The sequence below is a fragment of the Sunxiuqinia elliptica genome (genome assembly GCF_900113005.1).
In the GTDB taxonomy this organism is placed as follows: domain Bacteria; phylum Bacteroidota; class Bacteroidia; order Bacteroidales; family Prolixibacteraceae; genus Sunxiuqinia; species Sunxiuqinia elliptica.
Genome location: NZ_FONW01000001.1, coordinates 333,881 through 360,595 on the forward strand (window position 1 = coordinate 333,881; position 26,715 = coordinate 360,595).

Here is a 26,715-nt window from a genome sequence, read left to right on the forward strand (position 1 = left end):
ATTTAAACAACAACGGAAATAACAACCTGCTATACGATTTATCATGAAACGATTTGCCCTACTTTTTCTGATTATTGCTTGTTCATTCACCCAAAGTCGCGCTCAATTCGACATCAACAAACTGATGGAACATCAATGGGTTGATTCAGTCTTTAACTCACTTAGCCCCGAACAGCGCATTGCCCAATTGGTATGGGTAAACACAGCTGCCAATAAAGATGTTACCAGCCAATTTAAGGTAGCAGAACTCATCAAAAAATACAATCTTGGAGGTGTTATTTTCTTTTCAGGCGATCCAGTAAAACAGGCTCAACTAACCAACCTGTACCAGGAAGAAGCACAAACGCCCTTATTGGTTGCCATGGACGCAGAGTGGGGAGTTGGCATGCGCCTGCCAGGTGTTATTCCTTTTCCTTATAACATGATGATGGGCGCTTCCGACAGTCCGGAACAAATTAAGGCAGTGGCAACAGCCATGGCTCAGCAAATGAAACGACTGGGAGTTCACATCAACCTTGGACCAGTTGCCGATAGCAATACCCAACCACTGAACCCAATTATTGGCATGCGCTCTTTTGGTGAATCACCTCAGAAGGTAGCAGATTACGCCATTGCTTACATGCAAGGACTTCAGGAGAATGGGATCATCGCTGTTGCCAAACACTTTCCCGGACATGGGGACACACAATCTGATTCTCACTACACCCTTCCCTTAGTGCCCTATTCCAGAGACCGCCTTGACACAGTTGAGCTTTACCCATTCCGAAAGCTGGCAGAAGCCGGAATAGCAGGCATCATGACTGCTCACCTCAGTGTTCCGCAACTCGATCCTCAAGAAGCCATTCCTTCAAGTCTTTCTGCTCCAATTATTCAAGGAATATTGCAGAACGAATGGGGATACAAAGGCTTGGTTATTACCGACGCTATGAATATGGCTGGAGCTGAAACATTCGGAGCACCGGGAGCAATTGAAGCTCTTGCTCTCAAAGCCGGAAATGATGTTGTCGAATTCCCCAAAGACATTGAAAAGGCAATTGAAGGAATCCAACAAGCCATTGAACGAAATGAATTGACTTGGGAAGAGATCAACCACAAATGCCGACGTGTGTTAGCCGCAAAACACTGGGCCGGATTGCATCAAATAAAACCGATCAACACGCGCAACCTGCTGAATGACTTAAACAGCCCTCAAGCAAAACTTAGTAAGCGACAAATGATTGAAGCCTCACTTACATTATTGGAAAACCAGAATCAACTCATTCCTCTAAGTCGGCTTGACACACTGCGTATCGCCAGCCTTATTATTGGAAATCAATCGACTGTCATGCCAACCCCTTTTCAGAAAATGTTGGCCAAATACACACAAACAACAAATTTCTTTCTTCCAGAGAATTTCTCCAACGAGGACTTAAATAACTTAAAAGAGCAACTCGCCGACTTCAACTTGGTGATTGCTGGATTCCACTTATATGAAAGCAAGACCCGGCACTCCATGCAAGTCGGCAACATGCAGCGTGTGCGCCCTAAACGTCCTTATGGACTAACTGCCGAGACTGAATCATTATTACAATACCTGGGTACAGAAAAAAACAGTATCGAAGTCTTTTTCTCAAGCCCTTATGCCCTATCTGAAATCAATGATTTTAAAAAGCCTCAGGGGCTGGTCCTAAGCTACCAAGCAGATTCACTTGTTCAAGAGTTAACAGCACAACTCATTTTCGGAGGAATTGGAGCTTCAGGAAAACTACCGGTTAGCTTGGCTTCCTACTATTCTCTTGGCGATGGAATCTCTATTGAAAAAGCCATCCGCCTGAAATACACCATTCCTGAAGAACTTGGAGTGAACAGTGCCTCACTAACGTCCAGAATTGATTCCATTGTTGATGATGCTATTGCTCAAAAAGCAACTCCCGGCTGCAGTGTTCTTGCTGCCAAGGATGGAAAGGTTTTCTTCAGAAAAACATACGGTCATCACACTTACGATCAATTAATTCCGGTTAAAGAAAATGACCTCTATGACTTAGCCTCTGTAACGAAAATTACCGGGGCATTGGCGGCTGTGCTTAAATTAACCGATGAGGGAGAAATTAACTTGGACTCACCATTCTCCAAGTCGTGGCCCGATTGGAAAAAAAGCCTCTTTCACCGATCAAACAAGGAAGCCTTAACATGGCGAGAAATCCTAGCTCATCAAGCCGGATTAATTCCCTACTTAAACTTCTGGACTGCGACTCGAAAAGACGGTCAACTGAATTCTAAATGGTACTCTTTTCAACCAACCGAAAAAAATCAACTGGAAGTCTCGCCTGGACTTTTCCTAAGCCAGCGTTTCAAGAAGAAGATTTACCGCCAAGTACGGCTATCAGAACTCAAAGAACCCGGCAAATATGTTTACAGTGGTTTGTCTTTTCTTCTCATTCCAGAGATCACCAAACGCTTATCCGGAGAGGACTACACTGACTTTCTAAATAAAAATTTCTATCATCAGTTAGGTGCCTATACCATCACCTACAATCCTCTTGATCATTTCCCTATTAATCGAATTATTCCCACAGAATACGATAGGTATTACAGAAATCAACAGGTACATGGTACGGTGCACGACGAAGCGGCAGCTGTTTTAGGAGGTATCTCGGGAAATGCAGGCCTTTTTGCAACAGCCAATGACTTGGCAAAACTGATGGAAATGTACCGACAAATGGGAACCTATGGCAACCATAAGTATTTGAATAAAAAAACAATGAAAGAATTCACGCAAGTACAATACCCAGAAAACAACAACCGAAGAGGTTTGGGATTTGATAAGCCTTTACTCAATAACCAAGAGCTGAATGAAAGCCGTAGCTACCCCTGTACTGCAGCCAATCCTCAAAGTTTTGGTCACTCAGGTTTTACCGGCACTTTTGTCTGGACTGACCCAGCCAACGGACTAACTTATATTTTTCTTAGTAACCGCGTATTTCCAACGAGAGAAGGAAATAAACTGGGGCAACTCAACGTCCGAACCAATATCCTGAAAGTCATTTATGATGAAGTAGAAAAATAACATGAAGAAATTAGTGCTTATATCAGTCCTTCTGGCATTTTCAATAGCTATTTATGCCCAAACACTACAATATGCTCATGTTACCGACATTCATGTAGGAAGCAGTACTTCTGTTGAAGACATGGAGCAGACTGTGCAGGACATCAATTCAATTTCAACTATTGACTTTGTGATTCTTTCTGGAGATATCACCGAATTTGGTTCGGATGAAGAACTCACGCTCGCCAAAGAAATTTTCGATCAACTGAACAAACCCTGGTACATTGTTCCGGGAAATCATGACTCCAAGTGGTCTGAAAGTGGCAACAATAGCTTCGTTCGGATATTTGGAAAAGAGTCTTTTGCTTTCGAAAAGAATGGCTATCTATTTATTGGAACCGCAAGTGGTCCTAACATGCGCATGGCGCCAGGCTTAGTTCCACACGAACAACTCGTTTTTCTTGATTCAGCTTTAGCCAATATGGAAGATCCTGACCAGCCGATCATATTTGTCAACCACTACCCGCTTGATGAATCGTTATCCAACTGGTACAAGGTTATTGACAAACTAAAAACCCGAAACATTCAAGCGACCTTGCTGGGGCATGGCCATCGAAATAAATTATTCAATTTTGAAGGAATACCTGGCATAATGGGACGCTCAAACCTTCGCGCAAAGAACAAGGTCGGCGGTTATAATTTGGCCACAATCAAACAGGATACACTTTACTATGCAGAACGAACTCCGGGGCAAAAGACACATCCTGTTTGGTGCAAAGTTGCATTAAAAAACCACCATTTCGCCCAAGATAAAACTAACTGGCCAAGACCCGACTACTCCATCAATGATCGCTTTACGCAAGTACAAAAAACGTGGGAAGTGCAAGACAGTAGCGACGTCGGCACGGGCATTGCCAACAACAATAAAATAGCCGTCTATGGAAATAGCAATGGTCAAATTATCGCCCTGGACCGAACCAACGGAAAAGCCTTGTGGAAGTTTCAAACTGCAGGAAAAGTATACTCAACTCCTGCAATAACGAAGAACCGGGTTGTTTGTGCTTCAACAGACAATTCCATTTACTGCCTGAACCTAAAAAACGGCAAATTAATCTGGTCATTCATAACCGACAAGTCCATTGTTGCTTCACCTGAAATCGATGGAAACGACGTCTTCATTGGCTCATCTGAAGGTATTTTCAGGTCGATCAATTTAAAGACGGGAAAGATAAACTGGCAATTTGATGACGTAAATAATTTTGTTGAAACCCGTCCTTTAATCTACAATGGTTTGGTCTATTTTGGCTCTTGGGGTAATACCTTTTATGCACTCGACCAACAGACCGGAAAACTCGTTTGGAAAAGAGAAAAATACACCAACCGGATGCTATCACCTGCTGCTGTTTGGCCAGTAGCCACCAATGGCAAGGTATTTATTGTTGCTCCCGATCGTCACATGACTGCCTTGGATGCAACTACCGGTGAGGAAATCTGGGACTCAGGAAAATATACTTGCCGAGAATCTATCGGCATTTCGGAAGATGGAGAACTGGTGTACATTAAAAACATGAACGAAGGAAATGTTGACGCCTTTTACACCAACACAAAAGAACAAAAACTGGCTTGGGAATGTCCTGCAGACTTAGGCTATGAGATAGCTCCATCCCCAATTACAGAAGCCAATGGCTACCTTTTTGTGCCAACGACCAATGGGATTGTTTGCGCCATCGATAAAAACACGCATCAAGTTGCATGGAAATACAAAATATCCAACGCCTTGATTAACCATATTCTTCCCGTTTCAGACCGTCAATTACTCGTTTCAGTACTTGATGGAAAAATTGTGTGCCTGCAGTACTAAGCAGGTGCACATTTTTAGCAAACCTATCCTACAGAAAAACAAATACTTCATTTTACAGACATGCAAGAACAACAAGCTTTTACATAAGAACGTCCCATAAAATACAAAAAACATGTATTACATGTTACATGTTATTGTAATATAAAAATAAAAACTCTATTTTTAAGTCGTTTAGAATAAAATAAAACAACATAAGCATCAGATCTTCAACCCAAATACCACAGCCTATGCCAGAAAAAAGTACCTAGATAAATGGAACACTCGAAACAGCACTAAAACACTTTAAATCAATGTAAAAACTTAACTACCTAATCAAGTCTATTGCCAGACTATTTCTTAAACAAACCAATATATAAGGATCATTTCAAAATAACTAAAAAACTAATTTATGAAAAAAACAATTCTATTAATGTGCCTGGCGCTTATTGGGATAATCATAACACCCAGCAGGGCATCAGCACAGTCAAAAGCCATTACAGGCCACGTAATGGATGCCGAAAATCAAGAACCTTTACCTGGTGTCAGTATCGTTATAAAAGGGACAACCGAAGGGACCATGACTACCCCAGAAGGCTTTTTCAAACTGGAAGCTTCTCCAGGGCAAACACTTCAGTTTTCGTTTATTGGATATGCAACCCAAGAAATAGTGGTGAATGAATCCAACACCATCAACGTTAACCTGAAGACTGATGTACAAGCAGTTGATGAAATTATGGTAACAGCAGAGTTTGGAATGAAAAGGGTTTCTCGATCGATCGGATCATCTGTTCAGAACATTAAAGCCAAAGATATTACAGATTCTGGTCGGGAAAGCTTCATTTCCGCATTACAAGGACGTGTAGCAGGTCTAAACGTCAGCTCAAGTGGAGGTACTCCAGGCTCTTCGACAACTGTTGTCTTAAGGAGTATCACCTCAATCTCTGGAAATAATCAACCATTATATGTTGTTGATGGAATTCCAATGAATAACTCCACCTTCAATCCTGGCAACCTAGCTGATGGAGGAGCAAGCTTTTCAGTACGAAACCTTGATTTTGCTTCAAGAGGAAATGATTTCAACCCGGAGGATATTGAATCAATGACAGTATTAAAGGGAGCTGCAGCCGCTGCCTTGTATGGATCAGATGCATCAAACGGAGCCATCATTATAACCACCAAAAAAGGGACTGCAGGAAGAGCACGTGTTTCTTACAGCAATTCTTTTAAATGGGATAAGGCCTACGGCTACCCGGACCTACAAACTAAATATGCCAACGGTGCCAGAGGAACAACAAACTACTATTATTCTGGCAGATACGGAGGATTGTATCCGCAAGGCATGGAATTGTATAATAATATTGAATCAGTGCTCAGAACTGGTTTTTCCTCCAGGCAGAATGTATCAATAGAAGGAGGATCGGATAAAGCATCTCTGAGAGCCTCTGCATCATTTCTCGACCAAGAAGGAGTTGTCAAAACAACAGACTATTCTCGAATGAATGTTTCATTATCCGGAAAGGCAAAACTTAACGACTGGATTCGATTTGAAGGTTCCATGCAATTTGTTTCAACAGAAAATACTAAAGTTCCAAGAGGTACTTCCGGTCCATTATACATGGCCATGAGATGGCCTATTGTTGATGATATGTCAAACTACATGGACGAAGATGGCTCTCACATGAGAATGCCTAACTACTATACAGACACTGACTTATTGAATCCTCTTTTTGGGATGTACAAAAATAAACTGTACGATGAATCTGATCGATTCATTTCAAGCTTTGTTGCAACAATTTCTCCTATAAAAGATGCTTTTCTCCGAGCACAAGTTGGATGGGATGTTGGAACTTCAACCTACGAAACATCAATACATCCTTACTACTATAACGACAACGGTGGAGTAGGAAGATACAACCTCGCCAAATCCAACTTTTCTTACCCAACACTCAACCTACTAACGGGTTACAACAAAACTATAAAAGAGAAGTTTTATATTTCTGCTCAGTTTGGATACCACCAGATCGAAAACGGGGTAAGCCGATTAGCCACTTACGGATCAAATTACGCTGTAATTGATTTTCAGTCTATAAACAATGTTGACCCCTCAACCGTAGCTTCTACAAAAAGAACAACGACAAGAAGGGTGCAAGCTTTATCCGGACAAGTGGAGTTAGCCTACAACAACATGGCTTTCGTCACACTTAGGGCCCGTAACGACTGGTCCTCAACATTACCTGTAGCCAACAACTCCTACTTCTACCCAGCAATTGAAGGAGCTTTTATTGCTACCGAACTTCCCTTCTTGAAAGACAATAAGTCGGTATCTTACCTAAAACTCCGTGGCTCTGTAGCTCAAGTAGGAAAAGATGCCGGCCCTCTTGAAATTGATCCTCAGCTAGAAGCCACAGAACTTACCGGTGGAGGCTATCAATACGGGTACACCGGACCGAACAAGAACCTACGTCCAGAGATGACAACCTCCTATGAAATAGGTTTTGAAGGCCGTTTTGCCAACGATCGAATCAATACTGACTTTACCTATTTCTGGACCCATTGCGAAGATCAAATTGTTAAGGGCTTCAGGTTAAGCTATGCTACTGGTTTTGTCCTAAATAACATGAATGTTGGAACCTTTGATACCTGGGGCTGGGAAGGACATATTGATGCAGATATCATTCAAACCAATTCAGGCCTTAGCTGGAATGTTGGTATCAATGCGTCTCATACAAAATCGGAGGTGGTTTACCTACCCGAAAATGTGACTGAGTATTATAATGCATATACCTGGAACTCTGGAAATATTAGAAACGGAATCATGGTGGGACATCCTGTTACCACATTAACGGGGCGAGCCTACAGCAGAAATGATGCTGGACAAATCCTCATCAATCCAACCACTGGGCTACCAATTATTGATGAAACTTGGAGTGTAATTGGCGATCGAGAACCAAAGTTACGTTTCGGATTCACAACCCGTTTTAATTACAAAGGCTTTAGCCTTTCAGCACTACTTGCTGGAAGATACAAAGCAACAGTAGTAAACGGAACCAAAAGAACGATGATGCAACGTGGAACAAGCTGGGAATCTGTTGATCTTAGAGAAAGTGGTCCTGTTGTGTTCGATGGAGTCCTCAGAGATGGTAATGAGAACACAGACACACCAACTAAAAACAATATCGGTGTAACCTATGACGTTTATGGTTCTTCAATATATACTGGTCAAGATGAGGATTGGCTCGAAAAAGATGTAAACTATCTGAGACTACAAGAACTTAGATTATCCTATCGAATTCCAAGCAAACTACTTAGAAGAACCTTTATTTCCAGAGCTATTATTCACATAGCAGGAAATGACCTGGCAACCTGGACCAATTATTCTGGTATCGATGCCGTTGGAAATACGGTATCCGCTGCAGCAGGAGGAACTGGAGGAGAAGGCTACGATGTTTGGTCAATACCTAATCCCAGAGGATACTCAATTGGGTTAAATGTTACATTCTAATTATCTTAAATCAGAATAATACTATGAAAAATATATTAGTCACTTTTACACTACTTGGGTTATTCTCCATCTCTATTTCGAGTTGTGATGAATACCTGGATGTAAACAACAATATAGATGCTCCTGATTACGTTGAAGGACACCTCTATTTAGCAGGAATAATCGCCTCATACCAAGATATGTATTATGACCTTAGAGCAATGGCTCCTCTCACTCAAATGATGGGAACAACCTCTGGTTCTTTTGACAACTTTGCTTATCACTCATATGTCTCAGGAAGCGATGTTGGTGGACAAATTTGGCGACTCGTTTATTGGGAACAAGGAATGAACCTTGAAAATATGATCAATCAATCTGTTGAAGCTGAACAATGGACTTTAGCAGGAATCGGATATGCCATTAAGGCCTACTCTTGGGACTTATTGACTAAACAACATGCCGACCTTCCCCTTAAAGACGCATTTGTTCCAGGCTTGCTATCCCATGAATATAACTACCAAGAAGAAATTTACCCACAAGTTCGAGAATGGGCTTACAAAGCAATTGAATATCTGGAAATGGAAGACCCCCATGAATATGGAGATAAGATTAGTTCAAACGACTACATTTATTATGGAGATAAAGAAAAGTGGGTCAAATTTGCTTATGCCGTGATTGTAAGAAACCTTGCGTCATTATCCAATAAAAACAACTTCACATCTGAGTACGCTCAAGAACTAATTGAATGTGCAAATAAGTCCTTCCAGTCTTCTGCAGACGATGCAACTGTAAAAGTCGCCGGAGGATCATCATCTGCCTCACAATCTTCTTACAATAACTTCTGGGGAACATACCGGAGAAACCTGTCTTACACATACTTCCAACACGACTATGCGGTTCAGGTATTTACAGGAACTGTCCCCAAATACGATGAAGCTACTGGCGAAAAAAATGTAGTTGAAGATAACGACTACTATCCGTACGAGCTGGCAGATAAACAAATTATTTGTGATACATTTAAACTCGCAGGACACTATGATCCCCGAGTTGCTGTAAAGCTAGCTACAACTGATGATCCCAGCTACGAATACATGGAAAATATCGATAGTATTAAAGCACGAAAATACTACGGAGGATCATTTGCAGGAACTGCAGGATCTGTAGGTACAGCACCCTCGTTTTATGGAAGAAACAAATCCTCTTCTTACACCGGAGATATAAACGACGGAATTGGAAGATGGATCTACAGGGACGATGCCCCCTACATTCTTACTACCTGTGCCGAAATAAAATTCTGCCTAGCAGAAGCTTACTGGAAATTGGATCAAAAGGATAATGCGCTGGAAGCATTTAAAGCTGGTGTCAGTGCAGACATGGCATTCACAGAAAAGTACATCTATCCTGGAGACAAAGGCTCTTCCATTGGTGGCGACAAAATAACGAAAGATGTTTTTGGAACGTTAGCCAACGAATACCTTGAAGGACCATATGTAAACAACTTATCAATGTCCGATTTTTCATTATCTCACATTATGATGCAAAAATGGGTTTCGCTATATCCTTGGGGTGCTTTCGAAGCTTGGGTAGACATGAGAAAATACCATTATGATCTAAGCTATTCAGGAGACTATCCACATTCAGGTAATGGTTGGGATATTTCCATGGTCGATCAAAAATGGGACACAGATGAAACAAAAGTCTTTAAAGGGCTTTATCTTCCTCCTGCTCAGGTATCAAGCCGAAAAATCACCTTTGACACAGATAATGAAGGAGCTCCTTGCTACCGGATAAGACCACGCTACAACTCAGAATATATGTGGAATGTTCCATCACTCGAATCATTACTGCCTATTTCCGGAACTGCAGATGATTATCAATGTTCAATTCCTTGGTTTGCCTATCCGGGAGACCTTCCAACAAACGTGCAATAATTTGGTGTTAATCACAAAAAATAACGCAGATGAAAATATTAAAATACATAAGCTTAATTGCAATAATTGCTTTTGCAATGTCTTGCGAAGAGCATGAAATTGAATACAACACGACATCGATCGGAGAATTAGCTGAATTTCAGCTTCACTATTTTGCTCCACTCGCGGCCAAATCAACAAACAATATTTACCGAGTAGAGATCAATGATCAACTATATGCCAATAGTGATGCTCCATTAACGACTTATAATGTTATTCCCAAAGGATCGGTGGGACGTTTTTACACCGTTACTCCTGGCGAAGTAAACATTAAGTTGTACAAAGGAACCGATGAAATATTAGTCTACGATCGCAACACAACCTTAACTGTAGGGAAACAAAACATCTTTATCCATGACTTCGATAAAGACCCAATCGTGTTTGACAATGAATACCCATACGTTGCTAATTTAACAGAGGACACAGACTCAACATCTTATGTGAAATTCTATAATTTCTTATACGAAACAGAAGGTGTTCCCTCTGATCTTAAATTACAGTACCAATACATTGACCCAAATACAGATGAACTAATCAATATTGGTTCTCCTGTTGCATTTGGAGAAACAACCGGATGGCAACCCGTTAAAATATTAAAAACGATTAATAATTCTTCTGGTTACGCAAATGTTTACTACAGGATGAAGGTGGTTGATAATGATGGTAATATTGTAGACGACCTAAAACTTTACAACTCATCAAGCAACTACGTTAGCTATTCCGATTACTGGAGAGGTTATATCGGGCGACGCGTTCATCATGTAATGGCCGGATTCCGATCCAGCCAACCCAAGGCCTCAGTTAGATTGTTCTATGCACTCTAAATAAAAGACAAAAAATAGATCAATCTTGATGGAAAAATTGTGTGCCTGCAATACTAAGCAGGTGCACATTTTTCTTTTTATTGAAGTCGTACTATGAGACCGTTCTATTTTCTGAAGTCGTTTTACCCTATCAAAGGCTGAACGGTCATTAAAATGTCTCGCAATTCCGACAAAGTTCCAAATCTCCCTTCTTTCGTCTGAGGTGCTTAGCCAAGTAGTGCATGCGCTCCTGCGATTGATAAATATCCGGAATGGATTGCCTACGAATATTGCCCACCACTCCTTTCGAGTTCAAATCATTACAACAAACCGTCACATTCCCGTTAGGCAGTACAACCAGTTGGCGCATCAGCAGGCCACAGCCAACCTTGTGCCTCTTTTCCCGGGGCTGAACAGTTTCCACTTCTCCCGCCCAATTGTGTAGTCGTCGTAGTTCATAACGATCCAAAAGATTTAAAATCTCAACAAACTCAGGGTGCATCCATCTGGTGGTTAACTCAAACTGCGATGGAATGCAGCAAATGCTGTATAAGCTCACGGGAGATGGAGCAAGCTCATTCATGGTCACCAAATTTTCCACCTGCTTATAAAACACCGACCAACGAGCCCGAACCCGAATTTTCTCAAACAAGTCGGGAGTCCCTCCATCCATGCTAATGCCGATCACATCCAAAACTTCCATTGCCAGTAATTTCTCCACCGTCTTCTCGGTTAGTGGCATCCCATTGGTTAACAGATAAATTTTAGGAAAATGATAACCATTATTTCGAGCTAAATCCTTAGCCTCTTTAATCACTTGCAGCATTTCTTCCCAACGAGGATGGAGCAGCGTTTCACCGCCATTGTGTAAATTAATCACCTCCACCTTCCTCATTTGGTTGTGAATCAAAAAGCCATCGAGAAATAGCTTAAGAGTGTCCGAAGTCATGTACCGAGCTTCTTTTGAGTGATCCAAAGAACAAAACTTACACCGCAGATTGCACTTATTGGAAAACTCAATGTTAATCTCTCGAATACTAAATCGTCTCTGATGGCCTCTCAGTCGATAGTAATAAAAATAATCAGCAACAAAAAGAAGTCCCTGAAATAACTCCAACACCATCCACACAAGGGGTCTTTGATAAAAATAGCGCTTCAAAAAGGTTCGAATTTGAATATACATCATACCCAGTTTTAAATCGTAACTTTGATAAAACCGAGACGAAATCGAACTTCAAAATGCTGTTCAAGCTATTTTTAACGACTCTTCAACTTTTCTTAAAAGACGGAAAATCAAGTGAGTTATCTTTTTTCAAAAAAAGAATGAATTTATTGCAGCGATTTAATGGCTTTTATCGTTTGGGTAGTGTGTAGAAATTTTTAAACCTCAAATATGGCCTATGCAACAACATATTTTCCATGACAAATCATTAGCTCAAGCTAAAAGCACTTCCGTCATTTATCAGAAAAATGCGTGATGTGACAAATTCAATCGGAAACAGATTAGCTAACAACACGAAAGACAATTGAGTTCGTGATATTTTTTCGTCAAAAGGAAAAAGGATTTAAGCTTAAAAAAGTGCTCAACGGCTGTAAATGGGGGGATCTCAACTCTCAAGAACAGTTGTACAGGGAATACTATGCTTACGTGCGTAGCATCGCTTTGCGCTACGCTAGCTCTGATGACTTTGCTTCGGAAATAACGAATGACACCTTTTTGAAAGTGTTTAAACATATCAGCACATACAATGAGAACAGTGATTTTAAAGCTTGGATCCGCCGCATAACCATAAATACCTCGCTTGATTACAATAAAAAGGAAAAGAAATACCAGGAAAATGACACAATTGACGAAACAATAGACCTGCCAACCAGCCATGGCATTGAAGAAACATTAAACGCTGAAACCATTATTCTTTTACTACAGCAACTTCCTCCTTTGTACAGGATGACCTTCAACTTACACGAAATTGAAGGTTTTTCGCACGAGGAAATTGCACGAATGATGAACATCAAAACCAGCACATCCCGAGCCAACCTTACCCGGGCCAAAAAGGAACTTCGAGTATTAATCCAAAACCTTAACCATCATGAAAAATAACGAAGAATACCGATGGGATACATTCAAACAGGTGCTGGATGATTATCAGCCGGAGTTTAAGCCACAGGATTGGGATAAACTAAAAACCAAACTTCAGCAAGAGCAACTTGTCCCGAGCTGGAAACAAATGCTCTATCGCTACCGGAAACTGCTTGGATTCATTGCAATCAGCACAGTAATTACCCTTTGCTTCTTGTTGACAACGAAGCCAAACAACCAAGAACAAACACCTCAGAGACAAGTTTACGATTTGTCTGAAAGCATACAACAATCCTCGAAAAAACAAGAAAACAAATCAACAGAAAAACAGCATCAACCAACTAGAAAACTGACAAGTGCAGTCTCAAATTCACAAGAAGGAACTCCGAAAGAAAAGACTATACCTGAATCAAATAAGCAACTAAGCTTAAGGCCTGTTTCCAAAGCTACAGACTCTCTTCAATTCTCCTATGAAGAATTAGAATTGATCGGATTTCATCAATTGGAAAGCAGCTTCAGCTTGCCAAGACTAGAACTTGATACGACATCGGAGACTCCAACAAGTCCCAATCAACAAGCGTCCAAAAAGAGAAAAAAACGCACTTGGAAACTGCCAGAGTTCAATTTCCAACTCAATCAAACCTCGCAAGCTTACCTGCAATTTGTTGGGCCAACTGAAGTCCTACTTTCTTATTCACCACTAAGCAAAAGCAACTACAACAGCCAATCGCTAAACACACCAAGCTGGACACTTGGCTTACGCGGCCCCTTGTCGGACAAATATGCCATTGCTGTTGACTTTTCCTATTCAAAAATCAACTACCAGCCTCAAGGTCTGGATCAACCAATTTTTGTTCCTGACTCAAGCAGAACTCGAGCCGAATTAGAAGCTAAGCTTCCAACCAACTTCCAACTACACGATTCAACCTCACTTATTCATCATCAGCTAAACATGCTGGAAGTCAGCCTATCGCTATCTCGAACAATTGCACAAAACGAAAAGAATATTTTCCGGGCTGAAGCAGGACTAAGCGCCCGCATATTTTTAAAAGAAGTATACCACGATCTTTATCAAGCTGGTGACTCGTTAATCCTGTTTAAGGAAGAATATGGAGCTTTTAAGCATCTCACTATTCCCGCTAATTTAAAGCTGGGATTAAGCTGGGAGTACAAACTATCCAATCGCTTTTGGTTCTATTGCTCACCAAGCTATCACATGCCTTTGCGCTCTTCCGGAGCGTTAAAACAAAGCTGGAGTAACTGGCAAATAAAAACGGGAATTGTCTTCAAACTGAGACGCGAATGATCAGCTATTTCTTTCGGGTAGTCACGTAGTTCACCAACTCAACAAGTGCATTCCGGGAATCCGACTCCGGAAATTCATTTAATTGAGAGATGGCACGATCGCGGTAATAGTTCATTTGTTCGGTAGCATATTCCAATCCACCTCGCTCAACCACCAGGTTAACCAACTCCTGAACTTTAGCCGTATTCTTGTGCTTGCGTTTCACTTCGTGCAAAATGCGCCGCTTCTCTTTCTCTGTTGAATTGCTCAATACATACAGCAAAGGAAGCGTGATTTTCTTTTCCTTGATATCGTTGCCCGTTGGCTTTCCCAAAACACCTTTTGCCTGATAATCAAAAATATCATCCTTAATTTGGAACGCAATCCCCACGTCAATACCAATCTGAAACATCTTCTCAACCACAGCTTCATCTTCGCTAACCGAAGCAGCACCAATTGCCATGCTTGTTGCAATCAACGAAGCCGTCTTTTTCTCGATAATCTCAAAGTAGGTATCGTAGTCAATATCCAGCTTCCGGCTTTTCCGCATCTGCAGAATTTCACCCTCACTCATGTCTTTTACCGAGCGACTAATCAGCTGCAAAAAACTGTATTTGTGGTTATCCAGGTTCAGCAAAAGCCCGCGAGCCAGAATGTAATCTCCAACCAAAACAGCAAGCTTATTCTTCCAAAGTGCGTTGATTGAAAAACTCCCCCGGCGCTCGTACGATTCATCCACCACATCATCATGAACCAATGTTGCCGTGTGCAACAGCTCAATAGAAGACGCGGCCATAAAGGCTGACTCATTGAAATCACCATTGATTTTAGCAGAAAGAAAGACAAACATCGGGCGCATTTGCTTTCCTTTTTTTCTCAAAATATAATTGATGATTAAGGACAACAACGGGATATCGCTTTGAATGGTTGTTTTGAAGTACTCTTCAAACTGCTTCAACTCGTCTTTTATGGGGGCCTGAATGATATCCAAAGAGCTCATTTGTTCGGGTTTTGAACGGTTCAAAAATAGCAAATAAATTAAGTTTTTACTTGATAAATCACAGTCTTACACAAAATAATCCGAGCTTTGTTCACGGCCCTGTTAACAATCAGGTATTTGTAATCCTTCTAAAATATCATTCTTACAGTTGTTTTCTTTTAGAAGAAATCAAATATTTATATATTTGCATTTGTAATTGATAAACAAGATGATAAAGATTCAGGAACTAGATTCAGAACGATTGGATATGGCAGCGAATATGCTGAAAGCCATTGCGCACCCTATGCGTATTGCCATACTCAAGCACCTTGAAGGTGGTAAAAAGCTGACTGTTACCCAGATTCATGAACTACTGGGCATTGAGCAGTCAACAACTTCGCACCACCTGGGAATTTTGAAAGACAAAGGCGTACTTTGTTCGCGACGTGAAGGTAAAAATACCTTCTACTACTTGAAACACGATGTGTTAAGCCAGGTGGTTGATTGCCTGGAGCGTTGCACTTGTGGAGAATAATATTGAACCGACAACAATAGTTTTTAAAAGCCGGCCCTTTGCCGGCTTTTTTTATTTTTTGCGCTGAAGTTTCTTAATTTCGCCCCATTAATTTGAAAGCATGACGAAGATAAGAGTTACGAAACAATTTGGCTTTGAAATGTCGCACGCATTAACCAATTACGATGGCTTATGCAGCAACATTCACGGGCATTCCTACAAACTACAAATCACACTATTGGGCGAACCGCTTGAGAGTGCTGGCGACCCGAAAGATGGCATGGTGATGGATTTCAGCGTGCTAAAGAAACTGGTCAAAAAGTACATTGTCGAGCCATTTGACCATTCCTTGATGATCAACGATATTGCTGCGCATGAGAAGTTAACTGAACTCGGCGAACTCTATCGACGCCAACACTTGGTTAATTTTCAGCCAACAACCGAAAATATGGTTATTTTTATTGCTGATAAACTTAAAAAGCTGCTTCCTGAACATCTTGAATTATTCAGTGTTCGGCTTTATGAAACCAACAACTCATTTGCCGAGTGGTTTGCTTCTGATAATCCATAAATTTGAAAATCATGCCAGAACAAAATAAGAAGAATCACCGCCTGTTTTTGCTGGACGCCTATGCGTTAATCTATCGCTCTTATTTCGCCTTCATCAAAAATCCACGGTTCAACTCCAAAGGACTGAACACTTCAACCATGTTGGGCTTCGTTAACACCTTGGAACAACTGCTAAACAAGGAAAATCCAACACACATTGCTGTGGTTTTCGACGTGCATGCGCCCACCTTTCGGCACGAGATGTTTGCCGAATACAAAGGGACAAGAGATGAGATGCCCGAAGATATCCGCAAAGCCATTCCGTGGATTCGGCAAATTATTGAAGCATACAACATCCCCATTCTCGAAAGAGCTGGTTTTGAAGCGGACGATGTAATTGGAACTTTAGCCAAAAAAGCTGAAAAGAAAGGCTACACCACCTACATGATGACCCCGGACAAAGACTATGCACAGCTGGTTTCAAACCAAATCTTTATGTACAAACCCGGACGGGCAGGAAATGATGTAGAAATCTGGGGTGTTGAAGAGGTTAAAAATAAGTTTGAAATCGAACATCCTGATCAGGTGATTGATATTCTTGGACTGATGGGTGACACCGCCGATAACATCCCTGGCTGCCCGGGAATTGGACCCAAAACAGCCATGAAATTGATCGCCTCCTACCAATCGATCGACGGCATTTACGAGCACATTGACGAGCTGAAAGGAAAGCAAAAAGAAAACCTACAGAATTTTGAAGAGCAAGTTCGTCTTTCACGCAAACTTGTTGAGATTATCCAGGATGTTCCGGTTGACTTTGACGAAAAAGCCTTGACCCGGGACGAACCCAATATTGAAGTCCTAAGGAATATATACAACGAACTGGAATTCCGCACACTGGCACAAAAGCTAGGAGTTCCGGCACAACCGCAACAAACAGCCTTTGCACAAGGCTCTCTTTTTGGGGATACTGAAACCGTCCAACAACCTGTACGAAAAGACTTGGCCAACATCGAGAATACGCCACACGAATATTACCTGGCAGAAACGGCTATGCAACGAGCCAGCCTACGTGCAGAACTTTCGGTACAAAAAGAGTTTTGCTTCGACACCGAAACAACGGGACTGAACACTCATACAGCCGAACTCGTTTGTTTGTCATTTGCATTCAAATCCGGCGAGGCTTACTGTGTTCCGTTACCCAAAGAGAGAAAGAAAGCGCAGGAAATTGTTGATGAATTCCGCTTGATTTTTGAGGATGAAAACATTCAGAAAATTGGTCAAAACATCAAATACGACATCCTGATGCTCAAACACTATGGTGTTGACGTGAAAGGCCCTGTTTACGACACGATGATTGCTCATTACCTCATTCAACCGGAACTGCGTCATAACCTAGATTACCTGTGCGAAACCTATCTGAATTACCAGAAGGTTGAAACGGAAAGCCTGATTGGCAAGAAAGGGAAAAAGCAGCAAACCATGCGCCAAGTCCCGGTTGAGAAGCTAAAAGATTACGCCTGTGAAGATGCTGATTTAACCCTGCAGCTGAAACTCGCACTCGATCCGCAACTCGACAAAACCGGCGTTCGTGGTGTTTTCGAAGAAATCGAAATGCCCCTTATTCCGGTACTGGCCGACATGGAAATAGCCGGCGTTAGCCTGAATACCAAAGAGCTAGACGTCTTTGCTGAAAAACTCCGGGAACAAATTATTGATCTTGAGAAAGAGATCATCGATTTAGCCGGCGAAGAATTTAACGTATCATCGCCCAAACAGTTGGGCCCCATTCTGTTTGAAAAACTGAAGATTGATACGAAAGCCAAGAAAACAAAAACCAAACAATATTCAACTTCCGAAGAAGTATTGAGCAAACTGGTTGACAAACATCCGATTATTTCTAAAATTCTTGATTTTAGGGGATTGAAAAAGCTGTTGTCCACTTACGTTGAAGCATTGCCCCAGTTAGTGAATGCCAAAACTGGCAAAATTCACACCAGCTACAACCAGGCCATTGCAGCAACCGGACGCTTAAGCTCAACCAATCCGAACCTGCAAAATATCCCAATTCGGGATGAAAATGGTCGTGAAATCCGGCGGGCTTTTACCGCTTCGGATGACAATCACCTGTTTTTATCAGCCGACTACTCACAAATTGAGCTGCGTATTATGGCAGCCCTGAGTAAAGATGAGAACCTGATGGAGGCCTTCCGGAACAAGCAGGATGTCCATGCCACCACCGCATCAAAAATCTATAAAGTTCCGTTGGAAGAAGTTACCTCGGACATGCGGAGAAAGGCTAAAACAGCCAACTTCGGAATTATTTATGGCATTTCGGCCTTCGGACTTTCTGAACGGCTCAATATTTCACGCTCTGAAGCCAAGCAACTGATTGACGGTTACTTTGAGAACTTTGGACGGGTAAAAGAATTCATGGATGAAAGCATCAACCTTGCGCGCGATAAAGGTTATGTGGAAACCATACGCGGCCGCCGCCGCTACCTGAAAGACATCAATTCAGCCAATGCCGTTGTACGTGGCGTTGCTGAACGAAATGCCATTAATGCGCCGATACAAGGATCGGCTGCAGACATCATAAAACTGGCCATGATTAATATCTGGCGAGAGCTGGATAAGCAACAACTCAAAGCCAAGATGATTCTGCAAGTGCATGATGAATTGAACTTTGATGTTCCGAAAGACGAATTAGAACAAGTGCAAAAGATCGTCAAAGAGCAAATGGAACATGCCGTTGATATTGGCCTTCCGCTTACCGTAGAAATGGATGCAGCTTCGAACTGGATGGAAGCACACTAAAAGATAACGAGGCTGCCCTTTTGAGCAGCCTCGTCTTATTTACAATCAACCAACCAACCCAAAATAGCTCATCAAATACTTGAGAAGTATTAAGGCTAATATAAGTCCAATCAATCCAACCAATAACCAGATAAAATCCTTACTCTTTTTAGGTGTTGTTTCCGGGGTACTATTTTGTGTTTCCATCGTATTTAGTTTTAAGTAATTGGAATGAGCTTGAGTTCAAAGCCAACAACTCTTTGCGCTGTGCAAACTCAAGCTTTATAAAAATCCAGATACTCATCCTCGCTCATTTGTGAGAATAGCATCAACTCTTCTTGCTTTAAAGAATAGCTACCAGAACCTGCTTCTGCACATGGAATTTTAATTAAACGCAATCGATTTATCCAAACTCACATTGCATCTGCAGCCTTTTGAAATTGCAGTTTATTCAAAAAAATAGAAGATTGTTTCTATCGGTAAAATCATTTAGGATTAACCAATAGAACTTGAAAAGAAAGATGAAAACTCCCGGGCTAACACAGCAAGGCATGTTCACGAATAAACAGCGGAACAGAGGCCCAATAGTTAATTTTTGGAAGGGTTAAACGAATGGTGTTTTTAAAACAAAAACCACGCGGCACGATCCGATTACTGCTTAACAGCTGAAACTGAAAGCGCAGGTTGTCCGTCAAAGTCTGCGTTCCATTTGCCTCTTTGTTAAATAAGAATAAGGGAGGAATAGATGGCAGCTGATAAGCTCCATTCGAATTGTTTGAAACAAGATGGCCATCGACAGCAATGGTGCTGCCGGCTTGCTCCTGAGGCACAACCAATAAGGTTGTCACAACCGCCAGGGCAACCAAAACCAATCGAATTACTTGTTTCATCATGACACGTTATAGCCTACAAAGGTAAGCATACTTTTGATTGAATGTATCAACGGTGGAATGACGCGATTTTTTAGAACAAAAAAAGGGCCGCAACTCAATAGCTGCGGCCCGACTAACTAGTCCTTTACTCCTGCTTTCTTCAGGATGATTTCTAAAGGGCAAAATCTAGTTATTGAAGACTGAAAAAGGTTCAGACCAACAAAGGCGGCTAGAATTAACCAATCAGTACTCACGAAAATGGCTAACAGCACACTTAAGGAGACCATAAATCCGGCAACAGCCCTTACGACACGTTCTCTCATTTTATAGCTTGTTTTTTGGTTATACAAATTTCTCTACTCCAACAGCATAGGCATTAATTGGACTCATTGCTTCAATTCCATCATTGAACTCCTGAATCCGGTCTAATAGTTGGTTCGATTTATCCTCGGCCAGGAACATAAATGAAACCATGTAGTTGTATGGATTTTTTTGTGAGCCAAACCAATTTGCAAAGTCTGTATTTCCATCAGCCTGCTCCATAAAACCTTCCACATCCATTTCGCTGTAAGCATTGATTTTTATGCTTTTCAAAATCTGCTCCAACTCATGGTGATAAGCTTTTACACACTGAATAATTACAAATTTCATCATCATTAGTCGTTTAAAGGTTCATCTGTATTTTCGTCACTCTCTTTTTCCGTACTTACAGACTCAGCAACCGGATATTTCTTGCGCTCAGTCATGTAATAAATTAGCGGAACAATAATCAAAGTCAGGAAGGTAGAAGCAATGGTTCCTCCCATCAACGAGATCGCCAGTCCTTGGAAAATCGGGTCGAACAAGATTACCACGGCACCAATCACCACGGTTCCGGCAGTCAATAAAATTGGTGTAGTCCGAACGGCTCCTGCTTCAATAACCGCTTCTCTCAGCGGAACTCCATCGTTGAGCCGGAGGTTGATAAAGTCGATCAGCAAGATCGAGTTTCGGACCATAATCCCCGCTAGCGCAATCAATCCAATCATTGAAGTAGCGGTGAAGAATGCTCCCATCATCCAGTGTCCGACCAAAATTCCGACAAGCGAAAGAGGAATAGCCACCATCATCACAAAAGGCACTTTGAAGTTTTGGAACCAACCGATAATCAACATGTAGATTACCAGCAGCACGACGGCAAAAGCAGTTCCTAAATCGCGGAATACTTCATAGGTAATTTGCCACTCACCATCCCACTTCAGGCTATAATCATCCTGGACAAAAGGCTGTTGAGTAAACTCTTCATTTAAAGTATAACCTTCAGGAAGTTGAATGGTATTGAGGTTTTCAGACATATCCATGATTCCATAAACCGGGCTCTCCAGATTTCCGGCAACATCGGCTGTTACATACACCACGCGCTTCTGGTTTTTCCGGTAGATGCTTTTGTCCTGTAAGCCTCTCTCGATTTCAACCACATCGCCCAAGGCTACAACCTGCCCAGTCGGACTCATGATATTCACCTTCTTCAGATCACTGATATCCGAGCGCTCACTCTCTTTAAAACGCAGCATAACACCAACCTGATCGTGCTCTTTCTCCTGGTAAAGCTGAGTCACTTCATGTCCTCCAAGGGCCATTTGCAAACTATGAACAACTTGCTGAGTTGACAATCCCAATAAGGCAGCTTTCTCCTTTAAAACGTTGAATTTATACTCGTACTGGTCATCTTCCATGTGCCAATCAATATCCACCACATCGGTGGTATTGGCAAATAAACCTTTAACCTGATGAGCAATGTCTTTCTGAGTTTCGTAGTCCGGGCCATAAATTTCGGCCACCAAGGTTGACATCACCGGAGGACCAGGAGGTACTTCCACCACTTTGACATTTGCATTGTATTTTTCTGCCAGCTTGTGCAGTCCCGGACGCACGGCCTTTGCAATGTCGTGGCTCTGTAATTTCCGGTCGCCTTTATCCGTCAGGTTAACCTGAATATCGGCAACGTTCGAGCCTCTTCGCAAGTCATAGTGACGAACCAATCCGTTGAAGTTCATCGGTGAAGCAGTTCCTACATAAGTCTGATAATTCACAACATTTTCTTGCTGAGCAATGTAAGCACTCAACTCTTTGGCTACAACAGCGGTACGTTCCAGTGTTGTTCCTTCCGGCATATCAATAATGACCTGAAACTCATTTTTATTATCGAATGGAAGCATTTTTACGGCCACCATTTTAAAGTACACCAAAGTCATCGATCCCATCAGCAGAACAGTAACTCCAATGATGAAAGTCCAGCGTTTCCAACTCGAATCGAGCATTGGTTTCATGGTTTTGGCATACAAGCGATAAATCATGGAATCTTCAAGTCGGAATTCCTTCTTCTGCTTTCCTTCCTTTTCATTGGTACGCAACAGACGATAAGCCAGGAATGGCGTAATGGTCAGTGCAACCAGCAGTGAAAAGATCATGGCAATGGAAGCTCCAATTGGCATCGGACTCATGTAAGGTCCCATCAAACCCGAAACAAAAACCATTGGCAGCACCGCAGCAATTACAGTGAAGGTTGCCAAAATTGTTGGGTTCCCCACCTCATCGATCGAACGAATGGCTGCCTGAATAAACGGCAGTTTCTTCATCTTGAAGTGGCGGTGCATATTCTCCGCGATAATGATGGAGTCATCAACCACAATTCCCGTTACAAATACCAGAGCAAACAAGGTAATCCGGTTCAAAGTATAATCGAGGAAATAGTAACTAAACATGGTCAGGGCAAAGGTAATTGGCACCGATAAGAAAACTACCAGGCCTCCTCGCCAACCCATAGCCAACATCACCACAAACGTAACAGCGACAATCGCTCCAAGCAGGTGCATCAGTAGCTCGGACACTTTGTGCGAAGCTGTTTCACCATAGTTCCGGGTAACATCAACATGGACATCAGCCGGAATAAGCGACTCCTCCAAAATATCAATCTTTGCCAAAATTTCATCCGAAACTTTCATGGCATCGGCACCTCGACGCTTTGCAACAGAAATAGTCACAGCGGAGTAATCTCCCGGGAATGCTTCCTTTTGTTCGTTAATCTGACCATAACCAAAGCTCACATAGTTAGCTGGTTCTTCGGGCCCGTCAATCACTTGGGCCACTTGTTTCAGATAAACCGGGCTTCCGTTATGAATCCCAACAACCAAGTTGGCCACATCATCAGATGTTTTCAGGAACTCACCAGCTTCCACCAGGAATTCTTCGTCATTCTGATTAAAGGCTCCGGCATTGAATTGCGAATTAGCCAGCTGAATTTTCTGAGCAATGCTCAAGGCATCAACATGAAATCCGGCCAGCTGCTCATTGTCCAACACCACGCGAACCTGGCGCGAACGACCGCCAATCACTTTGGTTTCTGAAACGTCTCCAACTTGCTCAATCTCATTATTCACTTCCTGGGCAATTCGCTTCAACTCATAGTCGTTGTAGTTTTCACTCCAGAAAGTAAGTCCCAAGACCGGCACATCATCAATTGAACGTGTTTTTACCAAGGGTAAACTTGTTCCCTTAGGCATTTGATCCATGTGCTTCATAATCTCGTTGTACATTTTCACCAACGAGCGCTCCACATCTTCACCCACATAAAACTGAACGATTAACATGGCCTGCCCCGGCATTGATGTTGAGTAAACATACTCTACGCCAGGAATATTGGCCACCACTTTTTCCAGTGGTTGCATCACGCGTGATTCAATCTCTTTAGGACTGGCTCCCGGATAGCGGAAGAAAATATCAGCGATGGGAACATCAATCTGAGGCTCTTCCTCCCGTGGAGTCAGGTACGAACTGTAGATTCCGATTGCCAAAAAGGCAACCATCAACAGTGGCGTTAATTTTGAATTTATAAATTGTTTGGCGATTCCGCCTGCAAATCCTGTCTTCATGTTTTTTTTCTGCTTATTGGTTTACAACTAATGCTCCGTCAACCACTTTTCCGTTGGCTGACTGAACATAGGTTTCGCCGTCAGCCAGACCTGATAAAATCTCGACAGCACCATTGTTTTCTTTTCCGGTTTTCACCCAGCGAAGTAAGGCATTTCCATTTTGGCCTACCGCAAAAAGCCCCACAAGCTGACCTTGGTGCACCAATGCACTCTCAGGAACTAAAATTGAAGGCTTCGTTCCATGCTCGTAAAGTACGGAAGCATACATGCCTGTATACAAGCGAGCATTTTCTCCTTTAGGAGCTTCTAAAAGAACTTTAGCTTCAAACTGGTTTCCGGTGTTAGCCGATGATGGATTAATTTCAGCGATAACTCCACTAAACTCGACACCTTCAAGTGCATTGAAGGTCACCTTAACAGAATCTCCCAACTCCAAGCGAGCAATATCAGCTTCCGGAATCCGGGCAACAACCTTCCACTTGGTGGGGCTTTCCATGCTCAAGAGTGGCATTCCAGGGTTGGCCATATCACCTTCCTGAATAAACTTTCCGGTAATTACACCTTGGTAAGGAGCACGAATCGCCGTGTAGCGGATTGACTCTTCCACTTCCTTTTCCATCTGATTCACGGCTTCCAATCGGGCTTTTGACATCTGGAAATGTGTCCGAATATCGTCCATTTCCTTGTCAGACGCACTGCCGACCTCATACAAGGCTTCGAAACGCTTCAGGTCTTTCTGGGCACTTTCAAAAGCAGTTGTTGCTTCCAGCTTGCTGGCTTCAACTTGAGCCTTTTTAGCCAGAATATCTTGATTTCGAACTTGAAGCAATAAATCGCCCTGATTCACTTTTTGCCCGGGCTTTACGTAAATCCGGTTCACCTGTCCCATAATTCGGGTACTTAAAGTGGCTTGTTTTTCAGCTTCCAGCTTACCCGAGAAGCTATGAACAACTGGATAATCTTTCAGCTTGGCAACTGCCAACTGAGCAGAAACACGCTTAACAGGCGCTGTTTCAGTTGTACTTTTTGATCCGCATGAGGAAAGTACAATTCCTAAAGCTATGGCGATTAAGAGTGGGGCTGTCTTAATAAAACTTGTTTTCATTATTGTCTTGGCTTTTTATTCGTTAATTTCTTTTTCAAGCAATAACTCCATCTCAAAAATGGCTTGCTTATAATTGTAAATAGCTTGAATGTGATCGAGGCTTTTCTTAGAAGCAAGAGCCTCGGCAATGAGCAAATCTGTTGTTTTTTCGAGTCCTTGCTCAAACCGGTTTGTTCGTATCCGAAGTGATTCTTCGGCCTGTTCACGAGCCAGTTCACTCGATTGAATTTGCTGGTAAGTTAGTTCTAGTTTACGCTGGGCTCTGTTTAATTGTATTTGGCTTTGAGACAGATAATTTTGATAATTGATTTGAGCTTCGCGAACTTGAGAACTCGCCCGTTGGACACTTCCAACATTTTTATATCCGCTGAATAAGTTCCAGCTTAAGCTGGCTCCAACGAAATAGTTGCTGGCTGATGTTCCCAGTATTTCCTTATCGTTCCATTCGTAACTTCCAAAAGCATTTAACTTGGGAATGAATTTTAGTTTTTCTGAACGAAGCATGTTTTCAGTTGCTTCAACTTGTTTCTGTACGGCTTTGAGGTCTGAACGGCTTTCTAACTGGTGTGGGATCGAATTCAGCGAAAGTAAAACAGGTGATCCGGGCATCGAATCAGTTGGTTCAATAGTCGTTCCCAAGTCCACCCCGATTAAATGAGCCAAAAATTCATTTGCTGTGCGAAGCTGATTATTAGCTTCCCGCAATTGATTCCGACGCTCTTCTAAGCGCACCGAGGCTTCCAAAACATCAGCATGCTTTACAAAGCCTTGCTCTTCATTATCCTTGGTCAATTTCAAGGCTTCCTCGGCAACGTTTACCGACTCTTTTAAAACATCAACTGCTGCCTGAGCTAACTCCAACCCAAAATAAGCTTTCTTTACTTCATAACTTATTTGGTGATGTGTTCGATCGGCTTGTAGCGAGACAGCTTCATATTGATTACGAGCTGCCTTGCGGGCGTACAAACCATCCACATTAAGAATGGGTTGTTGAACTTCAATTTTTGTAGTAAAATTCTCAATGTTGTCCGGGTCATTCAAAACAGCCGGATTAAAATCGGCCTGTGTAACCACTTCCTGCTTCAATTTAAAGCCGAAAGATGAAAGCGGATCATTCGTTGAAACTCCGGTATGACTAACCGATACTCCAGGTAAAAACAAGGAATTAGTCATTCGGTAAGCTCCACGGGCCGCATCCTTTCTGGCAATAGCGCTTTGAGAGGTCAGGTTGTTTGCTTCGGCCAACTCCAACGCTTCTTTTAAGCTTAACTGTCTTGCCTGGCTCCTCCCGAGAAGCGGCAAAGCAAAACTTAAAATAAGCACGTAAATGTGTAGTTTCTTTTGCATACCTTTTTAGTCTTTTTCAATTTTCAGGTAGCAAAACTACACTTTTACATTTAAATATCTATATTTCTAGATGTATTAATGTTTTAATATTTGTAAGTGTAAAAAGTAATCGCTTACAAAAATAGACGTAATTATCTTATTTTCAGATCAAAATATAG

General features: G+C 42.0%; 18 protein-coding genes. 10 read left to right on the forward strand and 8 right to left on the reverse strand.

Annotated features, from left to right (window positions below; translation table 11 throughout):
* Positions 1 to 43: 43 nt before the first annotated feature.
* From BM156_RS01330 to BM156_RS01350, 5 genes are all read left to right on the forward strand, one after another.
* A complete protein-coding gene (locus tag BM156_RS01330; RefSeq protein WP_093918016.1) occupies positions 44 to 3,046 on the forward strand; it encodes a serine hydrolase domain-containing protein in 3,003 nt (1,000 codons plus the stop codon).
* A gap of 1 nt (position 3,047) precedes the next feature.
* Positions 3,048 to 4,886 (forward strand): outer membrane protein assembly factor BamB family protein, encoded by a 1,839-nt coding sequence (locus tag BM156_RS01335; protein WP_093918017.1) that lies wholly within the window; start codon positions 3,048 to 3,050, stop codon positions 4,884 to 4,886.
* 388 nt (positions 4,887 to 5,274) lie between these two features.
* A complete protein-coding gene (locus BM156_RS01340; RefSeq protein ID WP_093918018.1) occupies positions 5,275 to 8,367 on the forward strand; it encodes a SusC/RagA family TonB-linked outer membrane protein in 3,093 nt (1,030 codons plus the stop codon).
* A gap of 23 nt (positions 8,368 to 8,390) precedes the next feature.
* Positions 8,391 to 10,277 carry a SusD/RagB family nutrient-binding outer membrane lipoprotein gene (locus BM156_RS01345; RefSeq protein WP_093918019.1) on the forward strand — a complete coding sequence of 629 codons (1,887 nt, stop codon included), beginning with the start codon at positions 8,391 to 8,393 and terminating at the stop codon, positions 10,275 to 10,277.
* Positions 10,278 to 10,306: 29 nt separating this feature from the next.
* On the forward strand, positions 10,307 to 11,140 hold the full coding sequence (locus tag BM156_RS01350; RefSeq protein WP_093918020.1) for a hypothetical protein: 834 nt from the start codon (positions 10,307 to 10,309) through the stop codon (positions 11,138 to 11,140).
* 148 nt (positions 11,141 to 11,288) lie between these two features.
* Here BM156_RS01350 and BM156_RS01355 read toward each other — a convergent pair whose 3' ends face one another.
* Positions 11,289 to 12,305 (reverse strand): radical SAM/SPASM domain-containing protein, encoded by a 1,017-nt coding sequence (locus BM156_RS01355; RefSeq protein WP_093918021.1) that lies wholly within the window; start codon positions 12,303 to 12,305, stop codon positions 11,289 to 11,291.
* A 348-nt stretch (positions 12,306 to 12,653) separates the two neighbouring features.
* Between BM156_RS01355 and BM156_RS01360 the strand changes: the two genes are divergently transcribed.
* Together BM156_RS01360 and BM156_RS01365 are read left to right on the forward strand one after the other, a co-directional pair.
* Positions 12,654 to 13,220 carry an RNA polymerase sigma factor gene (locus tag BM156_RS01360; RefSeq protein ID WP_170846818.1) on the forward strand — a complete coding sequence of 189 codons (567 nt, stop codon included), beginning with the start codon at positions 12,654 to 12,656 and terminating at the stop codon, positions 13,218 to 13,220.
* Positions 13,210 to 14,505, forward strand: a complete 1,296-nt coding sequence (locus BM156_RS01365; protein WP_093918023.1) for a hypothetical protein — start codon at positions 13,210 to 13,212, stop codon at positions 14,503 to 14,505. The genes BM156_RS01360 and BM156_RS01365 overlap by 11 nt, the downstream gene beginning before the upstream one ends.
* 4 nt (positions 14,506 to 14,509) lie before the next feature.
* Here BM156_RS01365 and BM156_RS01370 read toward each other — a convergent pair whose 3' ends face one another.
* Positions 14,510 to 15,484 carry a polyprenyl synthetase family protein gene (locus BM156_RS01370; protein WP_093918024.1) on the reverse strand — a complete coding sequence of 325 codons (975 nt, stop codon included), beginning with the start codon at positions 15,482 to 15,484 and terminating at the stop codon, positions 14,510 to 14,512.
* A 208-nt stretch (positions 15,485 to 15,692) separates the two neighbouring features.
* On the opposite strand from BM156_RS01370, the gene BM156_RS01375 reads away from it, so the two are divergent.
* From BM156_RS01375 to polA, 3 genes are all read left to right on the forward strand, one after another.
* Positions 15,693 to 15,998, forward strand: a complete 306-nt coding sequence (locus BM156_RS01375) for an ArsR/SmtB family transcription factor (RefSeq protein ID WP_243745418.1) — start codon at positions 15,693 to 15,695, stop codon at positions 15,996 to 15,998.
* Between the two features lie 100 nt (positions 15,999 to 16,098).
* Complete coding sequence (locus BM156_RS01380; RefSeq protein ID WP_093918026.1) at positions 16,099 to 16,548, forward strand: 6-pyruvoyl trahydropterin synthase family protein; 450 nt, start codon at positions 16,099 to 16,101, stop codon at positions 16,546 to 16,548.
* Positions 16,549 to 16,559: 11 nt separating this feature from the next.
* Positions 16,560 to 19,343: a DNA polymerase I gene (gene polA, locus BM156_RS01385; RefSeq protein ID WP_093918027.1), complete on the forward strand. Its 2,784-nt coding sequence runs from the start codon at positions 16,560 to 16,562 to the stop codon at positions 19,341 to 19,343.
* A 515-nt stretch (positions 19,344 to 19,858) separates the two neighbouring features.
* Here polA and BM156_RS01390 read toward each other — a convergent pair.
* The 6 genes from BM156_RS01390 to BM156_RS01415 all read right to left on the reverse strand — a co-directional run bounded on the left by BM156_RS01390 (position 19,859) and on the right by BM156_RS01415 (position 26,557).
* On the reverse strand, positions 19,859 to 20,215 hold the full coding sequence (locus BM156_RS01390; protein WP_093918028.1) for a hypothetical protein: 357 nt from the start codon (positions 20,213 to 20,215) through the stop codon (positions 19,859 to 19,861).
* A 116-nt stretch (positions 20,216 to 20,331) separates the two neighbouring features.
* Positions 20,332 to 20,517 (reverse strand): YgaP family membrane protein, encoded by a 186-nt coding sequence (locus BM156_RS01395; protein WP_093918029.1) that lies wholly within the window; start codon positions 20,515 to 20,517, stop codon positions 20,332 to 20,334.
* Positions 20,518 to 20,536: 19 nt separating this feature from the next.
* On the reverse strand, positions 20,537 to 20,848 hold the full coding sequence (locus BM156_RS01400; protein ID WP_093918030.1) for a hypothetical protein: 312 nt from the start codon (positions 20,846 to 20,848) through the stop codon (positions 20,537 to 20,539).
* Positions 20,849 to 20,850: 2 nt separating this feature from the next.
* Complete coding sequence (locus tag BM156_RS01405; RefSeq protein ID WP_093918031.1) at positions 20,851 to 24,105, reverse strand: efflux RND transporter permease subunit; 3,255 nt, start codon at positions 24,103 to 24,105, stop codon at positions 20,851 to 20,853.
* Between the two features lie 13 nt (positions 24,106 to 24,118).
* Positions 24,119 to 25,210 carry an efflux RND transporter periplasmic adaptor subunit gene (locus BM156_RS01410; protein ID WP_093918032.1) on the reverse strand — a complete coding sequence of 364 codons (1,092 nt, stop codon included), beginning with the start codon at positions 25,208 to 25,210 and terminating at the stop codon, positions 24,119 to 24,121.
* A gap of 15 nt (positions 25,211 to 25,225) precedes the next feature.
* Positions 25,226 to 26,557, reverse strand: coding sequence for a TolC family protein (locus BM156_RS01415; RefSeq protein WP_093918033.1), 1,332 nt, complete (start codon positions 26,555 to 26,557; stop codon positions 25,226 to 25,228).
* Positions 26,558 to 26,715 lie beyond the last annotated feature (158 nt).